The 23,335-nt window shown below is 34.9% G+C and carries 20 protein-coding genes; 9 read left to right on the forward strand and 11 right to left on the reverse strand.

Annotated features, from left to right (window positions below; translation table 11 throughout):
- Positions 1–17: 17 nt before the first annotated feature.
- The 3 genes from CDA10_RS07405 to CDA10_RS07415 form a co-directional block, all read right to left on the reverse strand.
- Complete coding sequence (locus CDA10_RS07405) at positions 18–2,519, reverse strand: fimbria/pilus outer membrane usher protein (protein WP_089604966.1); 2,502 nt, start codon at positions 2,517–2,519, stop codon at positions 18–20.
- Between the two features lie 34 nt (positions 2,520–2,553).
- A complete protein-coding gene (locus tag CDA10_RS07410; protein ID WP_089604967.1) occupies positions 2,554–3,261 on the reverse strand; it encodes a fimbrial biogenesis chaperone in 708 nt (235 codons plus the stop codon).
- A gap of 71 nt (positions 3,262–3,332) precedes the next feature.
- Positions 3,333–3,866, reverse strand: coding sequence for a fimbrial protein (locus CDA10_RS07415; protein WP_089604968.1), 534 nt, complete (start codon positions 3,864–3,866; stop codon positions 3,333–3,335).
- A 769-nt stretch (positions 3,867–4,635) separates the two neighbouring features.
- Between CDA10_RS07415 and pyrF the strand changes: the two genes are divergently transcribed.
- On the forward strand, positions 4,636–5,316 hold the full coding sequence (gene pyrF / locus CDA10_RS07420; protein WP_089604969.1) for an orotidine-5'-phosphate decarboxylase: 681 nt from the start codon (positions 4,636–4,638) through the stop codon (positions 5,314–5,316).
- 384 nt (positions 5,317–5,700) lie between these two features.
- Here pyrF and CDA10_RS07425 read toward each other — a convergent pair whose 3' ends face one another.
- Entirely contained in the window at positions 5,701–6,609 is a 909-nt protein-coding gene (locus CDA10_RS07425) for a LysO family transporter (protein ID WP_089604970.1), read from the reverse strand.
- A 44-nt stretch (positions 6,610–6,653) separates the two neighbouring features.
- On the reverse strand, positions 6,654–8,177 hold the full coding sequence (locus CDA10_RS07430) for a flavin-containing monooxygenase (protein ID WP_089604971.1): 1,524 nt from the start codon (positions 8,175–8,177) through the stop codon (positions 6,654–6,656).
- Between the two features lie 154 nt (positions 8,178–8,331).
- On the opposite strand from CDA10_RS07430, the gene CDA10_RS07435 reads away from it, so the two are divergent.
- From CDA10_RS07435 to CDA10_RS07455, 5 genes are all read left to right on the forward strand, one after another.
- Complete coding sequence (locus CDA10_RS07435) at positions 8,332–9,342, forward strand: AraC family transcriptional regulator (protein WP_089604972.1); 1,011 nt, start codon at positions 8,332–8,334, stop codon at positions 9,340–9,342.
- Positions 9,343–9,465: 123 nt separating this feature from the next.
- Entirely contained in the window at positions 9,466–10,617 is a 1,152-nt protein-coding gene (gene zapE, locus CDA10_RS07440) for a cell division protein ZapE (protein WP_089604973.1), read from the forward strand.
- 401 nt (positions 10,618–11,018) lie between these two features.
- Positions 11,019–13,181: a malate synthase G gene (locus tag CDA10_RS07445; RefSeq protein ID WP_089604974.1), complete on the forward strand. Its 2,163-nt coding sequence runs from the start codon at positions 11,019–11,021 to the stop codon at positions 13,179–13,181.
- Positions 13,182–13,466: 285 nt separating this feature from the next.
- Positions 13,467–14,087, forward strand: a complete 621-nt coding sequence (locus CDA10_RS07450) for a 2OG-Fe(II) oxygenase (protein ID WP_089604975.1) — start codon at positions 13,467–13,469, stop codon at positions 14,085–14,087.
- Positions 14,088–14,180: 93 nt separating this feature from the next.
- Entirely contained in the window at positions 14,181–14,843 is a 663-nt protein-coding gene (locus CDA10_RS07455; protein ID WP_089604976.1) for an SOS response-associated peptidase, read from the forward strand.
- An 11-nt stretch (positions 14,844–14,854) separates the two neighbouring features.
- Here the strand turns inward: CDA10_RS07455 and CDA10_RS07460 are convergent, their stop codons facing one another.
- Positions 14,855–15,319 carry a MarR family winged helix-turn-helix transcriptional regulator gene (locus CDA10_RS07460; RefSeq protein WP_089604977.1) on the reverse strand — a complete coding sequence of 155 codons (465 nt, stop codon included), beginning with the start codon at positions 15,317–15,319 and terminating at the stop codon, positions 14,855–14,857.
- Positions 15,320–15,390: 71 nt separating this feature from the next.
- Positions 15,391–15,783: a hypothetical protein gene (locus CDA10_RS07465; protein ID WP_089604978.1), complete on the reverse strand. Its 393-nt coding sequence runs from the start codon at positions 15,781–15,783 to the stop codon at positions 15,391–15,393.
- A gap of 659 nt (positions 15,784–16,442) precedes the next feature.
- Here CDA10_RS07465 and CDA10_RS07470 point away from each other — a divergent pair.
- Entirely contained in the window at positions 16,443–17,984 is a 1,542-nt protein-coding gene (locus CDA10_RS07470; protein ID WP_089604979.1) for a TerC family protein, read from the forward strand.
- A gap of 254 nt (positions 17,985–18,238) precedes the next feature.
- Positions 18,239–18,349 carry a YHYH domain-containing protein gene (locus tag CDA10_RS16770; RefSeq protein ID WP_106408077.1) on the forward strand — a complete coding sequence of 37 codons (111 nt, stop codon included), beginning with the start codon at positions 18,239–18,241 and terminating at the stop codon, positions 18,347–18,349.
- A gap of 69 nt (positions 18,350–18,418) precedes the next feature.
- On the opposite strand, the gene chrA is transcribed toward CDA10_RS16770, so the two are convergent.
- From chrA to CDA10_RS07485, 3 genes are all read right to left on the reverse strand, one after another.
- Positions 18,419–19,777, reverse strand: a complete 1,359-nt coding sequence (gene chrA, locus CDA10_RS07475; protein WP_089604980.1) for a chromate efflux transporter — start codon at positions 19,775–19,777, stop codon at positions 18,419–18,421.
- Complete coding sequence (locus CDA10_RS07480; RefSeq protein WP_089604981.1) at positions 19,761–20,699, reverse strand: chromate resistance protein ChrB domain-containing protein; 939 nt, start codon at positions 20,697–20,699, stop codon at positions 19,761–19,763. Before CDA10_RS07480 ends, chrA begins: the two co-directional genes overlap by 17 nt.
- Positions 20,700–21,052: 353 nt before the next feature.
- Positions 21,053–21,910, reverse strand: a complete 858-nt coding sequence (locus CDA10_RS07485) for an alpha/beta hydrolase family protein (protein WP_089604982.1) — start codon at positions 21,908–21,910, stop codon at positions 21,053–21,055.
- A gap of 139 nt (positions 21,911–22,049) precedes the next feature.
- On the opposite strand from CDA10_RS07485, the gene CDA10_RS07490 reads away from it, so the two are divergent.
- Positions 22,050–22,508 (forward strand): hypothetical protein, encoded by a 459-nt coding sequence (locus CDA10_RS07490; protein WP_089604983.1) that lies wholly within the window; start codon positions 22,050–22,052, stop codon positions 22,506–22,508.
- A gap of 142 nt (positions 22,509–22,650) precedes the next feature.
- On the opposite strand, the gene CDA10_RS07495 is transcribed toward CDA10_RS07490, so the two are convergent.
- Positions 22,651–22,887 (reverse strand): hypothetical protein, encoded by a 237-nt coding sequence (locus CDA10_RS07495; RefSeq protein ID WP_089604984.1) that lies wholly within the window; start codon positions 22,885–22,887, stop codon positions 22,651–22,653.
- Between the last annotated feature and the right edge of the window lie 448 nt (positions 22,888–23,335).

Here is a 23,335-nt window from a genome sequence, read left to right on the forward strand (position 1 = left end):
CTACCACTCCAATGATTCTATTTGCATACTGCGCTAAAACTAGCAAAAGGAATTTGATTTTGACTTTGCTTTAACATTTCATCTGAAATGTTAAATTGGCAAGCATTTGAATTATTCCAGTTTATGCTATAGGTTCCTGCATTAAGGCTAGAAATAAAAATTTGCTGCCCTTGTCCAACGGTAGCAATTACATGATTCGATGCATTTAACACTTGAGCGCCCATTGGAATGACTGAATCATTATGTATAAGCTCAATTAATGCTTTATTGCTTTTCAGTGCTTTAAAATCAACTAAAATACTGGCATTGGATTTTGGTATGACCTGTAGTTCTGTCGCATTCACTTCTGTATTTAAAGGAATTGTATTCGGGTTTAAGGCGATACTATTATATTGATATGGATTTAAGTAAGGTAAAATCGCATTTCCCCAACGATCAACTTTGATATTGTTGCCATTCAATAGGCTGATACCTTCTAGTCCTTTTGCATGAATAATGGCATAAGTATCATTTAAATCATTGCTTAAGGTAATACCATGGCGGTGAGCCACAATCGCGCCTTGTGCCTGAACAGAGTATTGGCGTTGTTGATCAAAATTTGTGGTATAAGTCGATGCCAAATAAACAGGGCTAGTTTTATAACTTAGTGAGCCACTTAATAAGTCGGTGTCTTTGCTATTAGAATAATTTATATTATAGCCGAGTTGTTGATTTTCACCTAAACTACCAAATAAGCCAATTTGATTGGTATTGAGTGCATTATTATCTGGATATAATTCGCTGCTTAATCGAAGATTGCTATTTTGCTTCTTAAATGAAAGTGGAATGTTTACATTTAAAAAGTATTGGGTATCTTTATCGGATTTATATTGGTCATTTTCGGTACGTTGTAAGCCAAAGTAATAACCTATACCTTTATAGTTATTGCTATAACTAAGTTGCAATGATTTTTGTTCATTCTCAGCATGCCAGAATTTATATTGCGAGTAATTGACTGACAATGCACCATAGGATTGACCTAAGTTTTGCGTCAATTGGATGTAATTTGAAGATTTTGGGCGACCATTCAGTGCATTTGAGAATGTATTATTCTGTGTATAACGACTTTGCATGACCTCATCAAATGAATAATATTGATCATTGTTATAATATGAACTATTTAAACTAATATTGGTTTTTGCTGCATTTAGTGCAAGGTTGTAGCGCATATTAATAAGGAAGCTATCCAAATTTTGATTAGATTCATTAAAATCGGCTTTTACATAATTTCCTTCGAATGCAAAACCACCGATCTGAGTATTTAAGGCTGTACCCAATATAAATGATTGATAATGCTTACTGATGAGTCCAGCGCTACTCAGCGACATGAAGTTATTTAAACCATAATCAAAAGATGCATTGATTAACTGTTCATCATAGGCTTTATCATTTTGGCGGAAACGACCTAGCGCAAATTGGTACCTGAATTGATTGGCGCGTATGGTTTGTATGTAGTTGTTATAGGGTAAGTCAAAGCTATGAATTTCACCATTGGCTTCGATTACATCGACACTTAATGTCCCACCTGTACCCGGTGTTTGTAGATCTGTGATATTAAATGCACCTGCAGGTACTGTGCGTTCTAGGATAATCTGTTGATTTTGACGAACACGAACGAGGGCATTGCCTTTAGCATATCCAGTAATATTGGGTGCATAACTTTGTAGAGAGACTGGCAACATGCGATCATCGCTCGCAATTTGCACACCACGAACAGCAAAGCTTGAATTACTATTGATTGTTTTAGTATTGGTATAAAAATCACCAAGTGTCAGTTGTGATTTGATACTTGGTAAAACACGCAAGAGTTTATTTTCGTAACTTACATATTGTTCAGTATTATTTTCATTGCTAAAACTGGTACTGCCTGAGTGACGGAATTGCCATTCACCTAAATTAACTCCAGCATTCAGATTTAAAAAGCTAGAGTCTTGTTGATTATCTTGACCATAATCTGAGTTGTAATAGTTGTAATAATATTTTAAAAAACTACTATTACCGCCATTTTCCCATAATGATGGATCGATGTAGCCTAAAGGTCTTTCATTGAGCATGTTTTGAGGGCTGGTAATGTTGACTCGTTGTTCTGCAATATTGAGTTTCCAAAAAACCACATGATTCATTAAACGAGTGTCGATACAGTCAGATGTGACTTTATCTAAATCAATCAACTTTGTATTAAAATCTAACTGCTTGACCGTGTTTCTAGGAATACAATAACGCTGCTTTTGAGGATCGTTAGGATCATCAGTAATATGCACGACAGAGCGGGTGATATAGCGATCGTTTAAATAAAGATCGAGAATATAATCATTGGGAGCAACTTTATCGCTCGAAATTAATTTTTCGATATCGATATTTTTACTATTTTGACCGTATAAGAAACTATTATCAAATTGAGGAGATTGCGCAACAACATTTTGATGACAAAGATATAAGCTTAGCGCTAAAGCACTATATCTAAGTTTTAAATGTTTCAAAAAACAATCTCCAATTGAGTAGTATTAAAAGGTATTAAAAAGTCTTTTCTATAGTAAATAATGAACCATAATCATTGATAAAAGAAAGCTGTATCGATTTGGCACTCTCTAAATGATCAAGATTAATCTGCTGTTTTGCAAAAGGTTCTATATAAGTCAGTGATGTAATTTCACGAGTACTACTATTTTTTAAAACCAAATTAGATTTACCAAAATTTAAGTAATACGGTGTTGGGTTATTAATTTCTAAACTATTACCTGTACGTTGCACTTGAACCTTTTCAAAAGCTTGTTGCTGTTCCATTTTAAGGCCCGTTGGGCGATAAAAAAGTTTTAAACGGCTACGAATTGCAAATTGTAAATAATTGGCATCTGCCACTTCAGGTTTAGCAGGAATATCAAGGACATTCAACCAAAATAAACTTTCTCTGTCAGTCGCAAGTTTTTCTTTTTGATTGAAGATAATGCGTAAAGATTGTCCTTTATTAGCATCAACAGTTGTAATAGGTGGTGTGACAATAAATGGCGCTTTGGTTGTGGTAGGATCTGCAATGGAATCTTTGGTATCAACCCAAGACTGAACTAACGCAACTTTATCACCGACATTGCTTAACTGTACCGATACGAATTCTTTATCACTTGGATAAATCACACGTGTACCTGTAATCACGATACCTGCTTGAACAGTAGAGAATAAGCTAGATAACATTAACAATGATGAAGTCATCAGTCTTTTGTTCATTTCAAATCCTTGTAGAAAGCATAAGTCTGCTATTTAGCAGACTTATGTATGTTTTTGAAAGTACAATTTTATTATGGATAAACAACATAATAAGTTACAGCTGTATTTACATCACCTTTTGTTGCAGCAGCAGGTGCGAAATAACGAGCAAAGAAATCAATATTTGCACTACCATTTGCAGTTGCAACATTTGTTGTTAAAAGGTTTTGACCAGTACGATCTTTAGTTAGATCAATCGCAGTTTTTGCAGAGTTTAATAATTGAACTTCTACATTCGAACCAGTAGGGGTTGCAATCGTATTTTTTAAACGACCTGTTGCAGTAATATTTGCGTGTGTATTGTCATAATATACGCCAACATTGCCAATAGGGCAGTTGGTTAAATTAATCGTAAATTTAGTATCACCAGCTGTTGCATTCGCAGGTAATGTTGATGCAAGAACTGTTGGTAAAGCAACAGTGTAATTGCCTGATGCACCACCAACATTACAAGTTTGATCTACAACCTTTCCTGTAATTGTAACAGTTCCATCAGCCGCGGCGAAAACAGTAGAAGATGCTAAACCTAAGCTGATTACCGCTAAGCCTAATTGAAATTTTTTCATGGAGATTCTCTCAAAATAATTGAACAGTTCCTTATTCACATATTTCTAACAAGGAATTTTTCTGTTTGGAGCTAAACATTTCATGCCTAATATAAATTCTTTCTGACGAATGGCAATAAAAATTGTGATAAAAATCACTTTTTTTGTTAATAAACTAATTTATATCTTGTAATAATTATGATAGTGTAAAGTTCTTGGTTGAAATAATGTAATAAATACAAATATATAATTATATTTTTTAATATATTTTATGCGATTATACTTTTTAAAATAAATTTCCAAAGGAATGACGAAAAGTGTCACCTTTTGCCAATTTAATCACGGAATAATTTAAAATTGAATATTATTTAAAATATACTTAACTGTTATTTAAGATATTTTAAATAAAATCATTGCTGATTTAGAAGAAAATTAGAAGGGCGATATTAGAAAATAATTTCTAGTTTATAATTTATTCATCTCATCATGTTTCAAAGTGAAATCAATTTTAAATAGATTAGAGGTTCATTTACCTTATTATATATTACAAAAATATTTAGAGTAATTATTCTAAGTAATGAAGTGTAAACCTGAACAAAAGATAATATCTTGTTTCAAAATTGAGTCTGAACAGTCAGAATTACAAATCTAAAAAAATAATCGTATTCACTTGAATTTTATTATTAATCTAAATTTAGCGATAAAATGCTTGAAACTTTAGTAGAAACCTTTGTACCAGCATTGAAAAACTTTATAATGTGGCATCTTTTTGTGTGATGGAAGTAGACTCTTGAGTATCATTGTTGCCTTGGATGCTAAAAGCCAATATGACGCATTAGCAATTGCTGATCAACTTGACCCATCACTCTGTCGTGTAAAAGTAGGCAAAGAACTTTTTACACATGAAGGCCCTTCAATTGTTAAAGCATTACATGACAAAGGCTTTGAAGTTTTTCTCGATTTAAAATTTCACGATATTCCAAACACGACAGCTCAAGCTGTATGTGCTGCGGCTGACCTAGGTGTATGGATGGTTAATGTACATGCATCAGGTGGTCGTAAAATGATGGAAACCTGCGTTGAACGCTTAAAAGCTGGAAATTATAAAACACAACTCATCGCAGTGACCGTTTTAACCTCAATGGGGCGTGAGGATCTACGTGATTTAGGTCTAGACATTGAACCCTTTGAGCAGGTAAAGCGTTTAGCAAAACTGACCCAAGACAGTGGTTTAGATGGTGTCGTATGTTCTGCGCAAGAAGCAAAAATGCTACGTCAAGATTTAGGTCAAGATTTTGCTTTAGTGACCCCTGGTATTCGCCCTGAAGGCTCGAATGCTGATGATCAAAAGCGTATTGTGACACCTAAACAAGCCATGCTGGATGGTTCTACGCATTTGGTGATTGGTCGCCCAATTACTCAATCTGCACATCCAAGCCAAATGTTGAAAGATATTTTAGCAACCTTATAATTTTTATAAATATCTATTTTTGAATAGAAGATTTTATTTAAAACAAAAAATAGGGGAATTTACCCTATTTTTTTTGTTCCTAATTTTTGGGGTTAAGTTACGTTTTTTCGATTTTAAGCTTAACTATTTTAGAATTTAAAAATCGAAAATGACGAAAAAACGTCCTATAATGCTAAACTTAATACTGATTAGTTAAAAGTAATTTGGTGATCCTAATATAAGAATCTCCCCTAACCCCTCTTTAAAAAGAGGGGAAATCTTTGAGAATTTAAAATTATCTTAAATTCCTTGCGCAGCAGTGCTGCTCATCCCTCCTTTTTCAAAGATGAGGAGCATAGCTCCGCAAGAGGGAGAATTAAAAATGCTGAACTGACTGGCATTATTTTATAAAGCAGCCAAGATACTCACTGCAATAGGAGCGAGTATTGAAAGTATAAAACCACTGACCATCGCATGCGGAATAAACTCATTACCACAAGCTTGTTTAACCATGGGTAGTGTTACATCCATTGCTGTTGCACCTGCCGAAGAAATGGCTGAACGAGGATAGCGCCAGCCTATTAAATACATAAGCACAATCGCAAAAATTTCTCTAAATAAATCATTCATTAAAGCAATGCTACCTAAGTGAGCATTTTTCAATTCTGTAACGACAATACCTGTCATAGAGTAGAAACCATAGCCTTGTGACAGCATAATCAAGTCTTTAAGACTGATGCTATGAATAAAAAAAGAAACCAAGATTGCACCAAGCACTGAACCAATAATACAGGCGATGGGTACAAGTAATATTTTCCAATTGAGCCATGAACGATCAAGTGGTGAATAAGCCAGATCCAGACCAATCAAAAACATAAAGACCAGTAATAAATTCCAAGTGCTGACATGCAAAGTATAGTGAAAATGATTAAATAGTTCCGCTAATCCGTAACCTGCTGCAAGTGCGAAAAAAGCATAACTAATATTGATCAATGATCGAGTGAGTAACGCTATAGAAACCTTACCTTGAGAGGGTTGGTAACCTATACCTGTAAATAGGACATAGCAGCAGAGGAAAGCACCTATAGAGGTTGCAATAGAAATTAAAATTGCATGAGTTAAAATTTCAGTAGGGTTTGAGATGCGGTGAATGGTTTGTGAAAACTCAATGGCGATCGCAATTAAGAGGATATAAGTAAAATAAGGCAAAATTTTAAGTGCAATTCTTTCTAGCCATTGTGGCAAACGCCTTGCCAACATGAAACCAATAAATAAGCAAAACAACAGTTGAAAAATAAGCCAAAGAGATTGCATAAAAATATGTAGGTATGAAAATACCTACATATTATAGACAAAGTTTATGCAACGCGGGATGTTTTATGTTGGATTTGTTGATTGCCAAGTAATTGAAAATCAGCAGGATTCACTTTGCGTGTCTTTAACCAATATTTCCAAGTATAGGTTGGCCATAATGCAAAGTTTTTGCCACCATCCTGTTGATACCAACTAACGCAACCTGATTGCCATACTGTGCCCTCTAACATGTGTTGAACCTGTTCGTTGTATTTGTCTTGAACTTCGGGCTTCACTACGATCGCTTGAGTAGAGGTTTTATTGACGATTTGCATGAGCTGTAAAATATAATGGACTTGCGCTTCGATCATAAAAATCACAGAGTTATGCCCTAAAACCGTATTCGGCCCAAGTAATTGGAATAGGTTTGGAAAACCTTTGGTGCTAATGCCTAAATAACTTTCAGCACCATCTTTCCAAGCATCTTTGAGTTCAATCCCATTTTCGCCATAGCATTGGAATGATTTCAGGTAGATACGTGGGTCTGTGATAAAACCAGTACCATAGATTAGGCAGTCAATTTTGCGTTCTTCACCATTTTTAAAGATGATACTATTTTCGGTCAATTCTTGAATTGCATCGGTAACTAGTTCAACATTTTTACGATTAAACGTAGGGTAATATTTGTTTGAAATTAAAATACGTTTACACCCCATAACGTAATCGGGAGTGAGTTTTTGAGCGGTATTTTTATCTTTCACTTGGAATTTAATAAAAGCTTCTGCAAGTTTTTGACCATATTTCATGATTTGCGGCTGCACGATTGGCACGACGCGGGATTCATTCGACCAATAGAGGCGAGCGCGGTGTAATTTTCTAAACCAATCAAAACGATTAAACAGCTTTTTATCAAATGTATTATAAGTACGTTCATCGCGCGGTATGACCCAAGCAGGTGTACGTTGCAATACATAAAGATTTTTTACTTTATCTGCAATTTCAGGAATGTACTGAATTGCACTGCCACCAGTGCCAATAGAAGCAACATTCTTATCATTTAAATTATATTGATGATTCCACTGCGATGAATGGAAAACTTCACCTTTGAATTTTTCGATGCCTTTGATTTTAGGTACTTGCGGTACGTGCAATGGGCCAGAGGCAAAAATAACAAATTGAGCGTTTATTTGCTGCCCATTTTTTAAAGTTAAATGCCAATTTAATGTGTTTTCATCATACTGTGCTGTGACAACTTCATGATTGAACTGAATATATTGTTTTAAATCATATTCACGGATTAAATCTTGAATATAGTCAAAAATTTCAGGGGCTTCGGCATAACGTTTTGACCAATCAAGTTTGGGCGCAAAAGATAAAGAATACATGTGAGATTGCACATCACAAGCAGCACCAGGATATTGGTTTTCACGCCAAGTCCCACCGACATCGTTGGCTTTTTCTAAAATAATAAAATCATGAATATTGGCTTGGATTAAACGTATAGCGGTGGCTAAACCTCCAAAACCCGATCCAATAATGGCGACTTGAGTGCTTTGAATCTGTACAGTTGTTGTTTGCGTTGTGCCCATTGTTATTAACTCAGTGTGCTTTAATTTTGTTTAGAATAATCGAAATGTACATAGAGGATAATGATTGCCTTGACATAAATATTGATATATTCGGCAATTTCCAAAACTGGCTCTTTATAGTAAAAAGTTGTTGTAATAAATATTTGAAGACAAGATGAAACGATCAATACTCGGCTTGATGTACTTAATTCACGGTATGCGTAATGCAGGAATAGACGTGGATTCACGACTTGAGAGTATTGGAATCAAAGCAGATGCTTTAGATCCAAGTTCAATTATTCATCCAAGTCTTGAATGGGATATTTTAAAAGTTATTGGTAAAGATGTAGAACCTGAAACAGGATTATTTATTGGTAAGCATTATTCTCTAGCGGGTTATGGTCCTTTACTTATGTTATTGGTGACGTGCAGTACTGTTTATGATGCAATTCAAAAAGGCATTCAATATCAGGGTTTAACTTATTTATATGGTGTATTGGGCATTGAAAATAGTGAACATCAAATTGCTTTAACTTACCAACCGATCGATTTAGATTCTGAAATGGGTTTGTTAAGGGCACAATGTGAAATATCAGGTACGTATAAGTTCTTAGATGATATTTATAAAATGATGGGACTAACTGCACCCAGTGTGAGAATCGAGTTACCTTTTGCACAACCTCAAAATGTAGAAGTATTAAAGCAATATCAAGATTATTACGGTTCAAACCTACACTTTGATTGTGATAAAGCATCATTTTGGATTAATCATGATGTGATGCAACTAAAAATACCTTCAGCAGATTCAATCACACATCGTGTTTATGAGATTAAATGTGTTGAAGAATTAGCACGATTAAATGCTGAAGAAGTCAAAGTGCCAGCATTGATTCAACGTGTAAATGATTATTTAGAATTGCAACAAGGCATCATTCCTTCAATGGCAGAGGTTGCACAAGCTTTAAATTTGCCAGAAAGAACATTGCGACATCAGTTGCAGCAATTGAATACCAGTTATAAGCAAATTCGTGAGCAATTGATTAAACATAAAGCTTTGCGCTTAATTGAATATAAAGAATATTCAATTGAAGTGATAGCTGAACTGCTCGGTTATTCAGAGCCTGCAGCATTTAATCATGCATTTAAACGTTGGTTTGGACAAAGTCCAAGACAATACGGTAAATAAAGAAGTGTAATGAAATTATGAAAATGACGACTCGTTTTTTAAATTGGAATTATGCCAAAGTTTTATTTATCAAAACTAAATATTCGATATAATCTCCCTAGCCATTAAAAGTACCTTAGCCATATGTTAGATCAAAATTCAATGCCCAATACTGCATTTTCTCCCGTATCACCCGCAGAACGTTATGCTAAAGCTTTATCATCTGGTCAATTTTTACCCGATGATGCTCAAGCGCATGCTGTGCATGAATTGGAGCGAGTATGGCAAGAATTAATTAATCGATATAAAGCTTCGAAAAAAGCATTCCGTCGTTTTAGACGCCAAACTGCACCACGTGGTGTCTATATGTGGGGTGGCGTAGGGCGTGGAAAAACATGGTTAATGGATCAGTTTTATGAGTCGATCCCGTTTCGTCGTAAAATGCGTATGCATTTCCACCACTTTATGCAATTTGTTCATAAAGAACTGAATAAGCTAGCAGGGCAACGCAATCCGCTTGATTTGGTGGCAGATCAAATTTACAAAGAAGCTGTAGTGATTTGTTTTGATGAGTTTTTTGTATCAAACGTCACAGATGCCATGATTATTAGTGATCTGTTCCAAAAACTATTTACTCGCGGTATTACTTTAATCGCAACATCGAATATTGCACCAGATGGTTTATATAAAAATGGTATTCATCGTGACCGTTTTTTACCAACGATTGAAATGGTGAATACGCATTGTGTGGTTTTAAATGTAGATGCAGGCGTAGACTATCGTTTGCGTGTGCTTAAACAAGCTCAATTATTTAAAACACCATTAAGCGATGATAATAAAATTTGGATGGCGAAACGTTTTAATGCGCTTACCAGTTCACAAGTTATTTCAGAAGAACCGATTCAAATCAATAATCGTGTGGTTGAAACGATTGGACACACTGAAGATGTGTTGTGGTGCGAATTTAGAGAGCTGTGTATGAAACCACGCAGTCCTTCTGATTTTATTGAGATTGCCAATATTTATAATACGGTTTTAGTGAGTAATGTTCCGCATTTAACTGATACGCTTTCTGAAGGAACACGTCGTTTTATTTATTTAGTCGATGAGTTTTATGACCGTGGTGTGAAGTTACTGTTAACCTCAGAAGATTCAATTATTGAAATTTATGAAGGTGAGAAGCTTTCTTTTGAAATTGAAAGAACACGTTCACGTTTACTTGAAATGCAATCAGATGATTACTTACAGTCAGAGCACCGACTAATTAAAGATTCGGGTGAATCGCAGGCTGAATAGTGAATACTGATTAAAATTAAAAGCACTCAAATGAGTGCTTTTTTTGATTCAAGAAAAGACAATAATTTTAAACATAATTGTTGATTTGCTTTATCGACATTTTGTTATATTCGTGGCTTAATCTTTACATAAGGAAGTAAAGTGTATTGTAAAAAATGGATCAATTAGCACTTATTCGGCACTTTAGTCTAATTTCGACATTTTAAAAACTTTATACACTGTAAAAAGCGATCCAAGTTGATGATATTGTCTCATTTTTAATCATTATTTTTAGAATGAATGCTTGCATTTATTTAAATTAAAATGATCACTATTTAGCAATGTGATAATACTATTCAGCATGGTTTAAATCGGTATACTAGAAACTCTTGTTATAAAAAGTAGCAATATCAGGAAAGACAATGACTGCACGTATTCAGAAAGGCAAGTTAGCGATTGCTAAAGAACTTTACGATTTCATCGAGAATGAAGCACTACCAGGTTCTGGTTTAGACAGTGAAACTTACTGGAAAAACTTTGAGCAAGTTGTTGTCGATCTTAGCCCTAAGAATAAAGCGCTTTTAGCTAAGCGTGATGACATTCAGGCTAAAATTGATGAATGGCACCGTAATAATAAATTTGAGCTGGAAGCTTATAAAGCTTTTCTTAAAGAAATTGGCTACTTAGTACCAGAAGTAGAAGATTTCCACATCAGCACAGAAAATGTAGATGAAGAAATCGCATTATTGGCTGGTGCGCAATTAGTAGTACCTGTGCGTAATGCACGTTACTGTTTAAATGCTGCAAACGCACGTTGGGGTTCGCTCTATGATGCACTTTACGGCTTTGATGTAATCCCAGAAGATGGCGGCGCAGAAAAAGGTAAAGGTTATAACCCGGTTCGTGGCGACAAAGTTGTAGCATTTGCTAAAAACTTCTTGAATGAAACATTCCCATTGGCAAATGGCTCGCATGCAGATGTGACGAAATATGCAATAGAAGGCAAAAAGCTTGTTGCAACATTAAAAGATGGTTCAACATCGACTTTAGCAAAAGAAGCACAATTTGTTGGTTTTAATGGTGAAGCATCGGCTCCAACAGAAATCGTTTTATTAAATAATGGCTTGCACGTTATTATCGAAATTGATGCGAATAGCCCAATTGGTAAAACTGATGCTGCTGGCGTTAAAGATTTAGTTCTTGAAGCTGCTTTAACAACGATTCAAGATTTAGAAGATTCGATTGCTGCTGTAGATGCAGAAGAAAAAGTTGAAGGCTACCGTAACTGGTTAGGTTTGATGAAAGGTACTTTGGAAGAATCTATCGAGAAAAACGGCAAGACTGTTACTCGTACATTGAACAAAGACCGTACGCATAAAAACTTGATCGGTGGAGAAACGACGCTTCATGGTCGTTCATTGATGCTTCTTCGTAACGTGGGTCATTTAATGACGAATCCAGCGATCCTTGTAGATGGTGCTGAAATCTACGAAGGCATTATGGATGCATTGATCACACCATTGTTGTCTTTTGCAGATATCAAAGGCGAAAACGAAAACAAGAACTCTCGTAAAGGTTCTATGTACATCGTTAAGCCAAAAATGCATGGTCCTGAAGAAGTTGCATTTGCTGTTGAATTATTTGAACGTGCTGAGCAAGCGTTAGGTTTACCTGAGAAAACGTTAAAAATCGGTATTATGGATGAAGAACGTCGTACATCTGTAAACTTGAAAAACTGTATTGCTCAAGCAAAAGACCGTACGATCTTCATTAATACAGGTTTCATGGACCGTACTGGTGATGAAATCCATACCTTTATGGAAGCGGGCCCATTCGTTCGTAAAGGCGAAGTGAAGTCTCAAACTTGGTTCCCAGCATACGAAAACCGTAACGTAATGATCGGTCTTCAAGCAGGTTTACGTGGTAAAGCACAAATCGGTAAAGGTATGTGGCCTAAACCAGATATGCTTTTAGACATGTATAACACCAAAATTGAACATCCTGAAGCTGGTGCAAGCTGTGCATGGGTTCCATCGCCATCTGGTGCAGTGATTCATGCAATCCATTATCATCATTGCAATGTTTCAGCTCGTCAACAAGAGTTGTTGAAAGTTGAGCCATTATCTCTTGATGATTTGTTAACGCCGCCTTTAGCGACAGATACAAACTGGACTGACGAAGAAAAAACCAAAGAGCTTGAAAATAACCTTCAAGGTATCTTAGGTTATGTGGTTCGTTGGGTTGATCTAGGTGTAGGTTGTTCGAAAGTTCCAGATATCAACAACGTTGGTTTGATGGAAGACCGTGCAACGCTACGTATTTCTTCACAACACGTTGCGAACTGGTTGCGTCACGGTATCGTTAGCAAAGAACAAGTTGAAGAAGTTATGCAACGTATGGCGAAGATTGTGGATGAGCAGAATGCGAGTGATCCAGAATATACAGCTATGGCGCCTGCATTTAATGGTTATGCATATCAAGCAGCATATGACCTTGTATTTAAAGGTGGTGAGCAACCATCGGGTTATACTGAGCCATTACTACATGCTTCACGTTTGAAATTAAAAGGTTATACAGGTGATTAATTTCACTGCTGTATAAAGTCAAAAAAGCCTCTTCGGAGGTTTTTTTGTTTTGAGGGCTTTTATATTAATCATGAGAATTGAATCCATCACATTGCCATTAAAAATAGGTGGTTATACTTGTGATGTATTATTGATGCGATTTTAACTGCGGGATTTCAATTAAAACTTATGATTTGTTATTCTTGTCCAGTTATATAAATTTTGTTGAGCTAAGTTGGAGATTACTCAAACAATCATAAATCTCTGCTACAATTTAAAAGAATCAATCTTTAAGTTGAATTATAAATGTCATCAATTCTTAAATTAGATGCATTGAAAAATGCTGAAGTTTCTAGCGCTCCTTATCCTTTTTTTGTCGTTGAAAATGCATTGGCGGACAACGAAGTACAAGCTGTAATCCAAGATTTTCCAAAAATTGAGCAGGGTGGAAGTTTTAACATTGAAGATGTTGAAATTAAACCAAATTTTGATCGATTCTTAAAGTCATTAGATACACCAGAATTTCGTAAAATCTTGACAGATAAATTTGATGTGAATGTTATGGAGCATCCAATGATGATCACTTTACGTGGTTATTCACGTCAAAAAGATGGGCGTATTCATAGTGATTCTAAGAGTAAGTTATTAACCGTCCTTATTTATTTAAATGAATCATGGGATGCACCAAATGGCCGTTTACGCATTTTAAATGATGACAAAGATATCAATAACTATGTTGCTGAAATCAATGCAGGTCCCGGCGCATTGGTTGCTTTTAAAGTGACAGACAATGGTTGGCATGGTTATATTCCTTATGAAGGACAACGCCAGTCGATTCAAATTAACTTTTTAACCAGTGAAAAAGCCAATGCGAAGCATAAGTTTTTCCATGGTTTAAGTGCGAAAATGAAAAAGATTTTTAAATAATCAATAGGTGTTCAGAAGGTAAATGTAGATTTACCTTCTTTTTTTGAAATGCTGTTTGAATAAAATCTAACGTTTGAAATCATATTTTATTGTATGTGTGCCAATTTTAAACCCATTAGTCTGATACAAGTTGAGCAACTCCGTTTGCCAATAATCCCATTCGCATATGAAGAAGAGATATTTCCAAGCTTTCAAACACCATTGCTATTCCAATCTAATCAAGGAATAGAGTGGCGTTTAGTAAATTTTGGTTTAATCCCGAAGTGGGCAGAGGATAAAGAGGTTGCTAAGCATACCTACAATGCTCGCAATGAAACAGTCATGGAAAAACCAAGCTTTAGCGAAGCATTTGCTAAATGTCAGTTTGGTGTTATTCCTGTAAGTGAATTTTACGAATCAAAATATATCAATGGTAAACCACAGCGTTGGGCTGTTAGACGAAAAGATGGCCAAGCATTTTATATTGCTGCGCTGTATGAAATTACCCGATTGAAAAGTGGTGAAGTTGTGCGTTCAGCAACCATGTTGAGTATGGATGCTCATCATCACGAAATGATGAAAGAGTTTCATGAACCAAGAACGGATAAGCGTTCCATCGTGGTGATACCACAACACCGTTTAGAAGAATGGCTGTCACTGAAACAGCCGAATATAATGAGTTTTATTAAAGGGTTTCCTGTAGAGGAGTTTGAGTGTTATTACTGTCCAAAACAAAGGCACAACAAAAACACTCTACAGATCAATATGTTTGACTAATTTTTATTCTATTAATGAGAAAGATTTTTAAAAATATGCTTTAAGCTTTCCATCATTTTTTCAATTTGTAATGGTGTCAAACCATCAAATGATTGTTCGAGTACCACACTCATTAAGTCATTAATTTTTTGAGTCATTTGTTTGCCAGACTCAGTAAGTTTGACCCGAGTAATACGCGCATCATGCTCACAAGAAAAAGTTTCAACTAAGCCTTCTTCTTTTAGGCGATACACGATTTTAGTGGTTGTTGACATTTTAGAAACAATCATTTCAGAAAGTTCTGAAACACTGGCATTAGGCTTAGCCTCTAAAGAAATCAATAAACGCCGTCTTGAATTGTCCACGCCATATTTTTTTAAAACATGATCTACGTTCAATACGTATTGTGCATGTACTTGAGTAATCCAGTAATAAGGAAAACTTTCTATATTAAAATTTTCTGCTGATGGCAAAAATTTTGAATATTTCTTAGTCATTAGGTAACCCTGATTTTTTGTAATTATAGCCAAAATAAAGGCTTAATAATATTTTATTTTGAATAGTTGAATCAAGACGTGATCAATCGCTTAATGTAAAAAAACAAGGAAAATCCATAAAATATCGATTTTCCTTGGAGTAAACTTAGGCAGAACTGTCTAGTTAAAGACATAGTGTAACTATCTTTATCTTGATGAAACGCGACAATACTTTGAGCAAATTTAGTTGCTTTTTCTTGCAATTGAGAATTGGTAGCTTTCGTATCTGATAGTTGTGCTGTCAGATCTGCATTTTCAAGAATGACATTGTAGGTCAATTCTTGCTTATTATTCTCTTGCGTAACTATGACTTTGACCGGATGCTGTTCTAGGGCTGAATCAAGATTGATATCAGTTCCTGCATAGCTTGTATTTGCAATAGTCTTTGAAATTTTTTTAAAAGTCAATGCATTTACACTTGTCATAGCGGTTAATCCTATTCACTTTTACGTGCCTTAGTATTGATGAAAAACTAAAGCGACTGAGTCAAAATGTTCAATAACTAAACAATGCTGACTGTGGTCTTATTCTAATGAAAAATTAAGTGCATGAGACTTGGCTTTATGATGAAAAAATTCTGTCGCAATAGTCATAACTGGTGTAGGTTTATTTATTTGTTGTGTGAATATTGTTTTAAGAATTTGAAAATAATCATTTTTAATATTTTCATAAAGATGAAAATCTGAACTATGACACTACATTCCGTAAGTGTAATAAATCATTACAGAAATTAGGTGATTCAGGACTAAAAATACTTTCTGTAAATATTGTTAAGTCTAGTTTAAATGTTGTTAGATACGTTGCAAATTATACTAATTTTCCTTGTTAAACTTGTCATGGTCATTTGGGGCCATTTTTAGACTAAAGTTGAATAATTTTTTTATTAGCAACGATTATTTATGCAAGCTTTGCCAAATTTATAAAATACTAAAATGTAAATTTTTCATGAAAAGTAATTACAAATCTTAGATATTGTGCATAATTAAACTAATATTGTTGAAAAGGTATCATTCATGGATCCGTCGCCGTGTAGGTTAAACTTATTTTTGTCTTCTTTTTATAATAAAAAGCAGGAGATCTAATAATGGAATTTTTATTAGACCCTGGTATTTGGGTTGGTCTTTTAACCCTGATTGTTTTAGAAATTGTACTGGGGATTGATAACCTCGTATTTATTGCCATTCTTGCAGATAAACTACCTCCCGAACAACGTGATAAGGCTCGTATCATTGGCTTGTCTTTAGCTTTATTGATGCGTCTAGGTTTATTGTCTGTCATTTCTTGGTTGGTTACATTAACCAAACCCTTAGTCACTTTTGCTGATTTTTCATTTTCTGGAAGGGATTTAATTCTCTTATTCGGTGGGCTATTCCTTGTTTATAAAGCAGTAACAGAGCTGCATGAAAAAATGGAAGGAAAGCCAGAAGTTAAAAGCACTGGCGCAGTGGTTTATGCAAGTTTTTGGGCGGTCGTTGCTCAAATTATCGTACTTGATGCGGTTTTCTCGCTGGATTCAGTGATTACAGCAATCGGTATGGTGGATAATATTTATGTGATGATGGCTGCGGTGACGATTGCTGTTATCGTGATGTTAATTGCTTCAAAACCATTAACAAGCTTTGTAAATAGACATCCTACAGTCGTGATTCTATGTTTAAGCTTCTTATTGTTAATTGGCGTAAGTTTGATTGCAGAAGGCTTCGGTTTCCATATTCCAAAAGGCTATATTTACTCAGGTATTGGTGTTGCGATCTTGATTGAAGCATTTAACCAATTTTCAAGCCGAAATGCCGAAAAGCATGAATCAAAAATTCCTTTACGTCATCGCACTGCGGATTCAATTCTCAAGATGATGGGAAGTAAGTTAGACGCTGATTTATTACAAACACCTGAAGCCTTGGCTGCACAAAAAGCCTTTGGTGATGAAGAACGTTATATGGTCGGTGGTGTATTAACCCTTGCAGAGCGTTCTGTCGCATCGATTATGACGCCAAGGAATCAGATCTCTTGGATCAACCTTGAAGATGATCCTGAAAGTATTCGTCAACAAATTTTGGCTGTACCGCATAGCTTATTTCCAGTCTGCCGTGGGCAATTGGATAAAGTGGTGACTGTCGTACGTGCCAAAGAACTAATCGATGTTTTAGACGAACCTGAGCAATTACAGGCGTTGTTAAAACGTCATCGTCCAATCTTTATTTTTGAGAAAATGAAGGTGATTGATGCGATTCACACGCTAAGAACTTCGAAAGGTTCTTTGGTTTTGGTGAGTAATGAATTTGGTAATATTCAAGGTTTGATCTCACCACTTGATGTGTTCGAGGCGATTGCAGGTGAATTCCCAGATGCGGATGAGCAACTGGAATTGGTCAAGCTTGATGAAACCACTTGGAAAGCTTCTGGAATGTTAGATCTTTATCAACTTGAATTAGAGTTGGGGATGTTAGATCTGGTTCAAGAAGATTCTGGTTATTTCAGTGTTGCAGGTTTAATCTTGGATAAGACACAAGGTGAAGCCAAAGTCGGTACTCAGATCGAACAAGAGGGCATTTGGTTTGAAGTGGTTGAGATGGATGAAAATCGAATCAAAACAGTTAAAATTACCCGTCCTGAACAGTTTGCTTAAATCGATTAAGTCATAAATTTAAGATTTAAATACTCTTTTAAGATATAAAAATGCCTCATCAATTGAGGCATTTTTTATTGCTAAAACATATTTGAAGTACATGGTTAAGGTCTGATGATTTGTTTTTTAACCAAGATGGTTTCATACGATTTAAAATTGCATTAAAAATAATTTTAAGTAATTGATGAAATATTGTAGAGTTAAAATTCTTGTATTAAATTGATTTAAAAGGAATTATTGTGAATAAAATATTAATGGTATGTTTAGTTATCTTTGCCTCTACAAATATTAATGCTCACTCAGGAGGCACAGACTCAGAAGGTTGTCATAAAAATAGTAAAACGGGTGAACGTCATTGCCATTGATATTAATTGAGTAGGAATAGTTATTCCTACTCATTTTAAACTTTAGCGCATATTTTAAAACACCATTTTTTAAAAGAACAGTTTAATGACTAAACCTGTAAGCGCAGATAAAGCAATTACTCTTAAAACACTTTGATTAAATTTGAATAATGCCAGTATGGCAACTAAGCAAATAAGTGCAGAAACATAATCAAATGAACCTGCAAACCCTTTGGGCCATAAGACATGATAGCCAAAGAACAATGCTAAATTTAGAATAACACCCACCACAGCAGCAGTAATTGCCGTCAATGGGGCAGTAAATTTAATTTGATTATGTGTCGATTCAATAATTGGCCCACCTGCCAAGATAAATAAAAATGAGAATATAAAAGTAAACCACGTCACGATCACTGCACCCAATGCACCTGCGATGAACTGTTGATCTACACCTAATAAGTGATGACTATATGCACCAATAAATCCTACAAAAGCCACCACCATAATTAAAGGTCCGGGAGTACTTTCACCGAGCGCCAATCCATCTATCATTTGGGTGGGACTTAACCAATGATAATAATTGACAGCACCTTGATAAACGTATGGTAAAACAGCATACGCACCACCAAAGGTCATCAAGGCTGCTTTAGTGAAAAACCATGCCATTTGAGTATAAGTATGATTCCAGCCGAAAATATAAAACAAACTTGTGAATGGGACGAACCACAATAAAGCTGAGATTGCTATAATTTTAATAAGTCGAGACCATTTAAATACAGCATGTTCAGGGATAGGCGTATCATCATCGATGATGGCTTTGCCGTAGGACTTACTACTCGATTGATGTGCTTGATTTGAAAACAGCTCAGGATATTTTTTACTCGTGAAATAACCTGTTAAAGCCGCAAATAAAACGATCATAGGAAAAGGAATATTGAAAATAAAAATCGCAATGAATGCCAGTGTAGCGATTAACCAAAGAAATTTATTCTTCAATGATTTGCTACCAATGCGATAAGTTGCATGAAAGACAATCGCTGTGACTGCAGGTTTAATACCGTAAAATAAACCTGCAATAATAGGAACATTCCCAAATTTGATATACACCCAAGACAACGTAATCAAAATAAACAATGAGGGAAGAACAAACAGAATGCCTGCAACTAAACCGCCTTTGGTTTTATGCATCAACCAACCGATATAAGTTGCCAGTTGTTGTGCTTCAGGGCCAGGTAAGAGCATGCAGTAATTTAAAGCATGCATAAACCTTTTTTCAGAAATCCATTTTTTCTGTTCGACAAGCTCTTGATGCATGACTGCAATTTGACCAGCAGGGCCACCAAAGCTAATAAAACCAAGTTTGAACCAAAATAAAATAGCATGCCAAAAATTAACACTTTCAATTTTATTTTCAATATCTTTAATATTTTCATTATTTTGAGGATTCATGTGTTTCTCCAAGTAGATCTGCATATAAACCATCAAAAATATGATTTGAGAGTGTTAGGAGTCGGTCATCGTCTAAAATCGTGGTTTTTAAACCATGAATAACCTTTTCAAAACCAACAGCTTCAGCAGGTTCGTGACCACCGATATCGAGGTAATGGACAATTTCGGCAATTTTATTTAATGCAGGCGTACTTTGGTCGAAGCTGAGCATTAACACTTCGAAAGTCACAAAGGAGTCGATATGAGTGAATTTTGCACCATCGAAGTCGAAGCCAATTGCATCGGTAGGGCAGTCAGATGGGGAGTCCAACCATTTAAATCGAGCAGATGAATCGATAAATTTTTGAATGAACCATGCGGATGCAAGTCGGTCAATCCACGGACGTTTTCGTGTTGCCCAAACTTTATTTTGAAAATGTTCAGCTTGTAGTGTTTGTATTGTTTGCGAGCTCATCTGAGGTTCATTAATTTCCCCCAAACGGGTGATTTTATATTCAAGATCATTCAGTGTCTTCGTAGATTGTTTTTGTATCGGTTTTGGAAAATAATCGATTTGAATTAAATGATTTAAATTTTTTCTTAATTTCCTGATGTGTTTTAAATGTTCATTCTTCTTAGTTATACCTAATTCATTTTCAAGCATTTTCAGTTGATTTAAAAATTCTGAATATTCTTCTTCTCGATCAAACAGTTTAAATAGATCAATATTTTCGGGGCATTGGGTATGAAAAATATAAGCTTTACCGTCTTCATTTTGATGATCTTGAGCAATTTCATCAAAGGTATTCGCGAAAGCTGATGGTAGCAAGTAAACACCATCTCTCAGCGTGACTGCCCCACAATTTTTGATAGACCGCCATACTCTCATACGTGTCGCCGTACTTTGTGTGGGCAGGCTTGAAACCAGCAAGGAAATATCCATGTTATATATTCTACAAATTTTGTATTAAACATAACATATTTAAAATTTATCTATAGAATATAAATAGATAACGATATTGACGAATATGCAAAACAATGACTTTAAAAAGAATAGTTTTTAAATTAAATCATTAAGTTATTTTTTTATTAGAAGTATATTTTTAGTATCAAAACTAAGTGTATAGGAGAGAGTTTTTTGATTTTTAGTATTATTTTTAAGCATTTTATTGTAATTAATAATTCTTTATTTTAAAGAATGTAAATGTTTAAAAAGAATCTTAGATACAAAAGAGTGCTGAAATAAAAAGAGCACTTAAATAGGATTACTTATTTAAGTGCTTAAAACGGAAAGTTTTAATTAAAAATATTTTTCGTCATCAATGGCCACAAGTTTTGATGTGATTTTCTAAACATGAGCATATGCCCAATGGCTTTATGGTCATGTGCTTGAGGTTTTAACTCAATCATATTGGTATTTGCATTTGGATATAAACGCAATAGATCTTGAACATTGGCTTTTGTGGCAATTTCGTCATCGGAAGACCAATACACCGTAATAGGGCATTGAATTTCTTGATGGAAATCCTCAAAAATGGTTTTACCAATAGCGTTCATGACATAACCAGGTTTACTACAAAAGAGAGCCCATTGCTTAGCAACATTTTTTGGAAGGTTTTCCCCCATGCCGAGCATTTTTGTTGCGCCGTAGCCTTTAAATAAACTTGAAACTGGAAATACAAGCTTAAACATGACAGGTGCCAGATGTTTAGTTCGACCTTTCAAACCTTTAACATGTCCTGTTGAACCCGAAATAGCAATCACTTGTGCAACTTTGTCATAGTTTGGTACAACGCCAAGAAGTTGCCCGCCAGCGCTATGTCCAATTAAAATAACTTGGTCTTTTCCTGTTTTTGCAAGCAACACTTGAATTGCCGCAGGAATATCCAATTGTCCCCAATCTTGAATACTTGCATTTGATTGTCGAATTGGACCATGCAGTGATGCTCCAATCCCACGATAATCAAAAACTAAAACATCTAAGTTTTGTTCAGTCAGCCATTCAATAAAGTCGTGATAAAAACCTTGAGTAATACCCGTTGCAGGGCAAAGCAAAACAGGTAACTTGTCAGTTGGATGTTTCGCCTTGTAAAAACGTGCACTTAAGCCATAGCCATCGGCACAACTTATGGTTAAATTTTCAAAAGTACTCATAATAAATCGATAACGTTTAGAATTATGTTTACTTTAAATGAGTTCCGAAAGGAAACTTAATTAAAACGTGACTAAAAAGTCATTATGCTCGAATAGCTTGAGTATTAAATTTGACTGTTAAATAAAATAGGACAATAAAATGGGTATTGGTCTTTTACCACTTTCAGCAAAATTAGCTATATTATTCAGTGGGATATATTTGTTGGTTGGCATGCTAACAGGAGTATGGAAGTATTATCAAATAAGCCGTTCTGAGTTAGCAAGGGCGCATTATTATGTGGATATTGCTCATCGCAGTAGCTTACTTTATGCACCTGCAACGCTGATTTTAGCCATCATGGCTTACTGTTCTGTGTGGTCAGAAATTGTAAATCTTTTATTTATTGTCATTAATTTAATTTTCTTTACTTTTTCAATTGCGAGCTATGTGTTGCATGGTTTCTTAAAAGACACGACCAACCAATTTAAAGAACCACACCAATTAGGAAAAATGCAATTACCAAAAATACTGATGCGTATGGCAATGGTTTTATTGGTGATTGGTGAAGTTACTGCGACAGGTGGTCTTTTATTGGGAATGTTCAAGGGATTGTTCTGATTTAAGCTATATTAAATCGTTTGAATATTGGGTTGATTGAATATTAAATTGTTTGAAAGTTTTTAACGTAAGTATTTGTTTTTTAAATTCTTATAGTTTTTATTTCTTCATTCATTAAAGATGGATGCTTCGCATCCATCTTTTATTCTGTAATTTTCGCAAGCTTTCGCGATTTATGATCGACAACATCCCAAAGATAGAAGGCTGCAGATACGATTAATGCATAAGCAAAAAATTCAGGTTTTAAATTACCTTGAATGAGCCCATGAATAAATAGGGTAGCAAGAAGTGCCAACGTAGTGCTTAAATACGTGACCATTTTTTTGTTTGCCTTCAACGAATTAATGAAGACTTGCTTGTCGAAATGTATTGGTAACATCTCCATACCTCCTGTCTGCTCGACAAAAACCTAATTGTTTTGGTCTGGATTGGTTTATTTAGTTGTACCACATCTGATTATTATTTCAAGTGAAAATATGACTATTTTCATGACTAAATATGACATATTTATGACAAAACATGAATATTTCATTTATTTTAAAAATATGTTTAATCAATATTGGATTATAAAGGTAGTGAAATTTAAAAGTGAGATCTAGTTATCATTATAAAATACAATAAGTTGTAGATAGATGGAAGAGAACTAAGACCAAAGTTTATGATTTTGATGCAAAAAATAAGCCTAATTTGTATACCGAATCGGTTTAATTTATTCAAATTTCTTTATTGTTTTATTTGGTTGAAATTTGATCAAATGGAAGAGAGGCACGTCCTAGAAAAAAATTTACTGCATTTGAATAACGAAGTGTCGCAAACAATAACAGCCA

This window comes from Acinetobacter piscicola (assembly GCF_002233755.1).
GTDB classification, from domain to species: Bacteria; Pseudomonadota; Gammaproteobacteria; order Pseudomonadales; family Moraxellaceae; genus Acinetobacter; species Acinetobacter piscicola.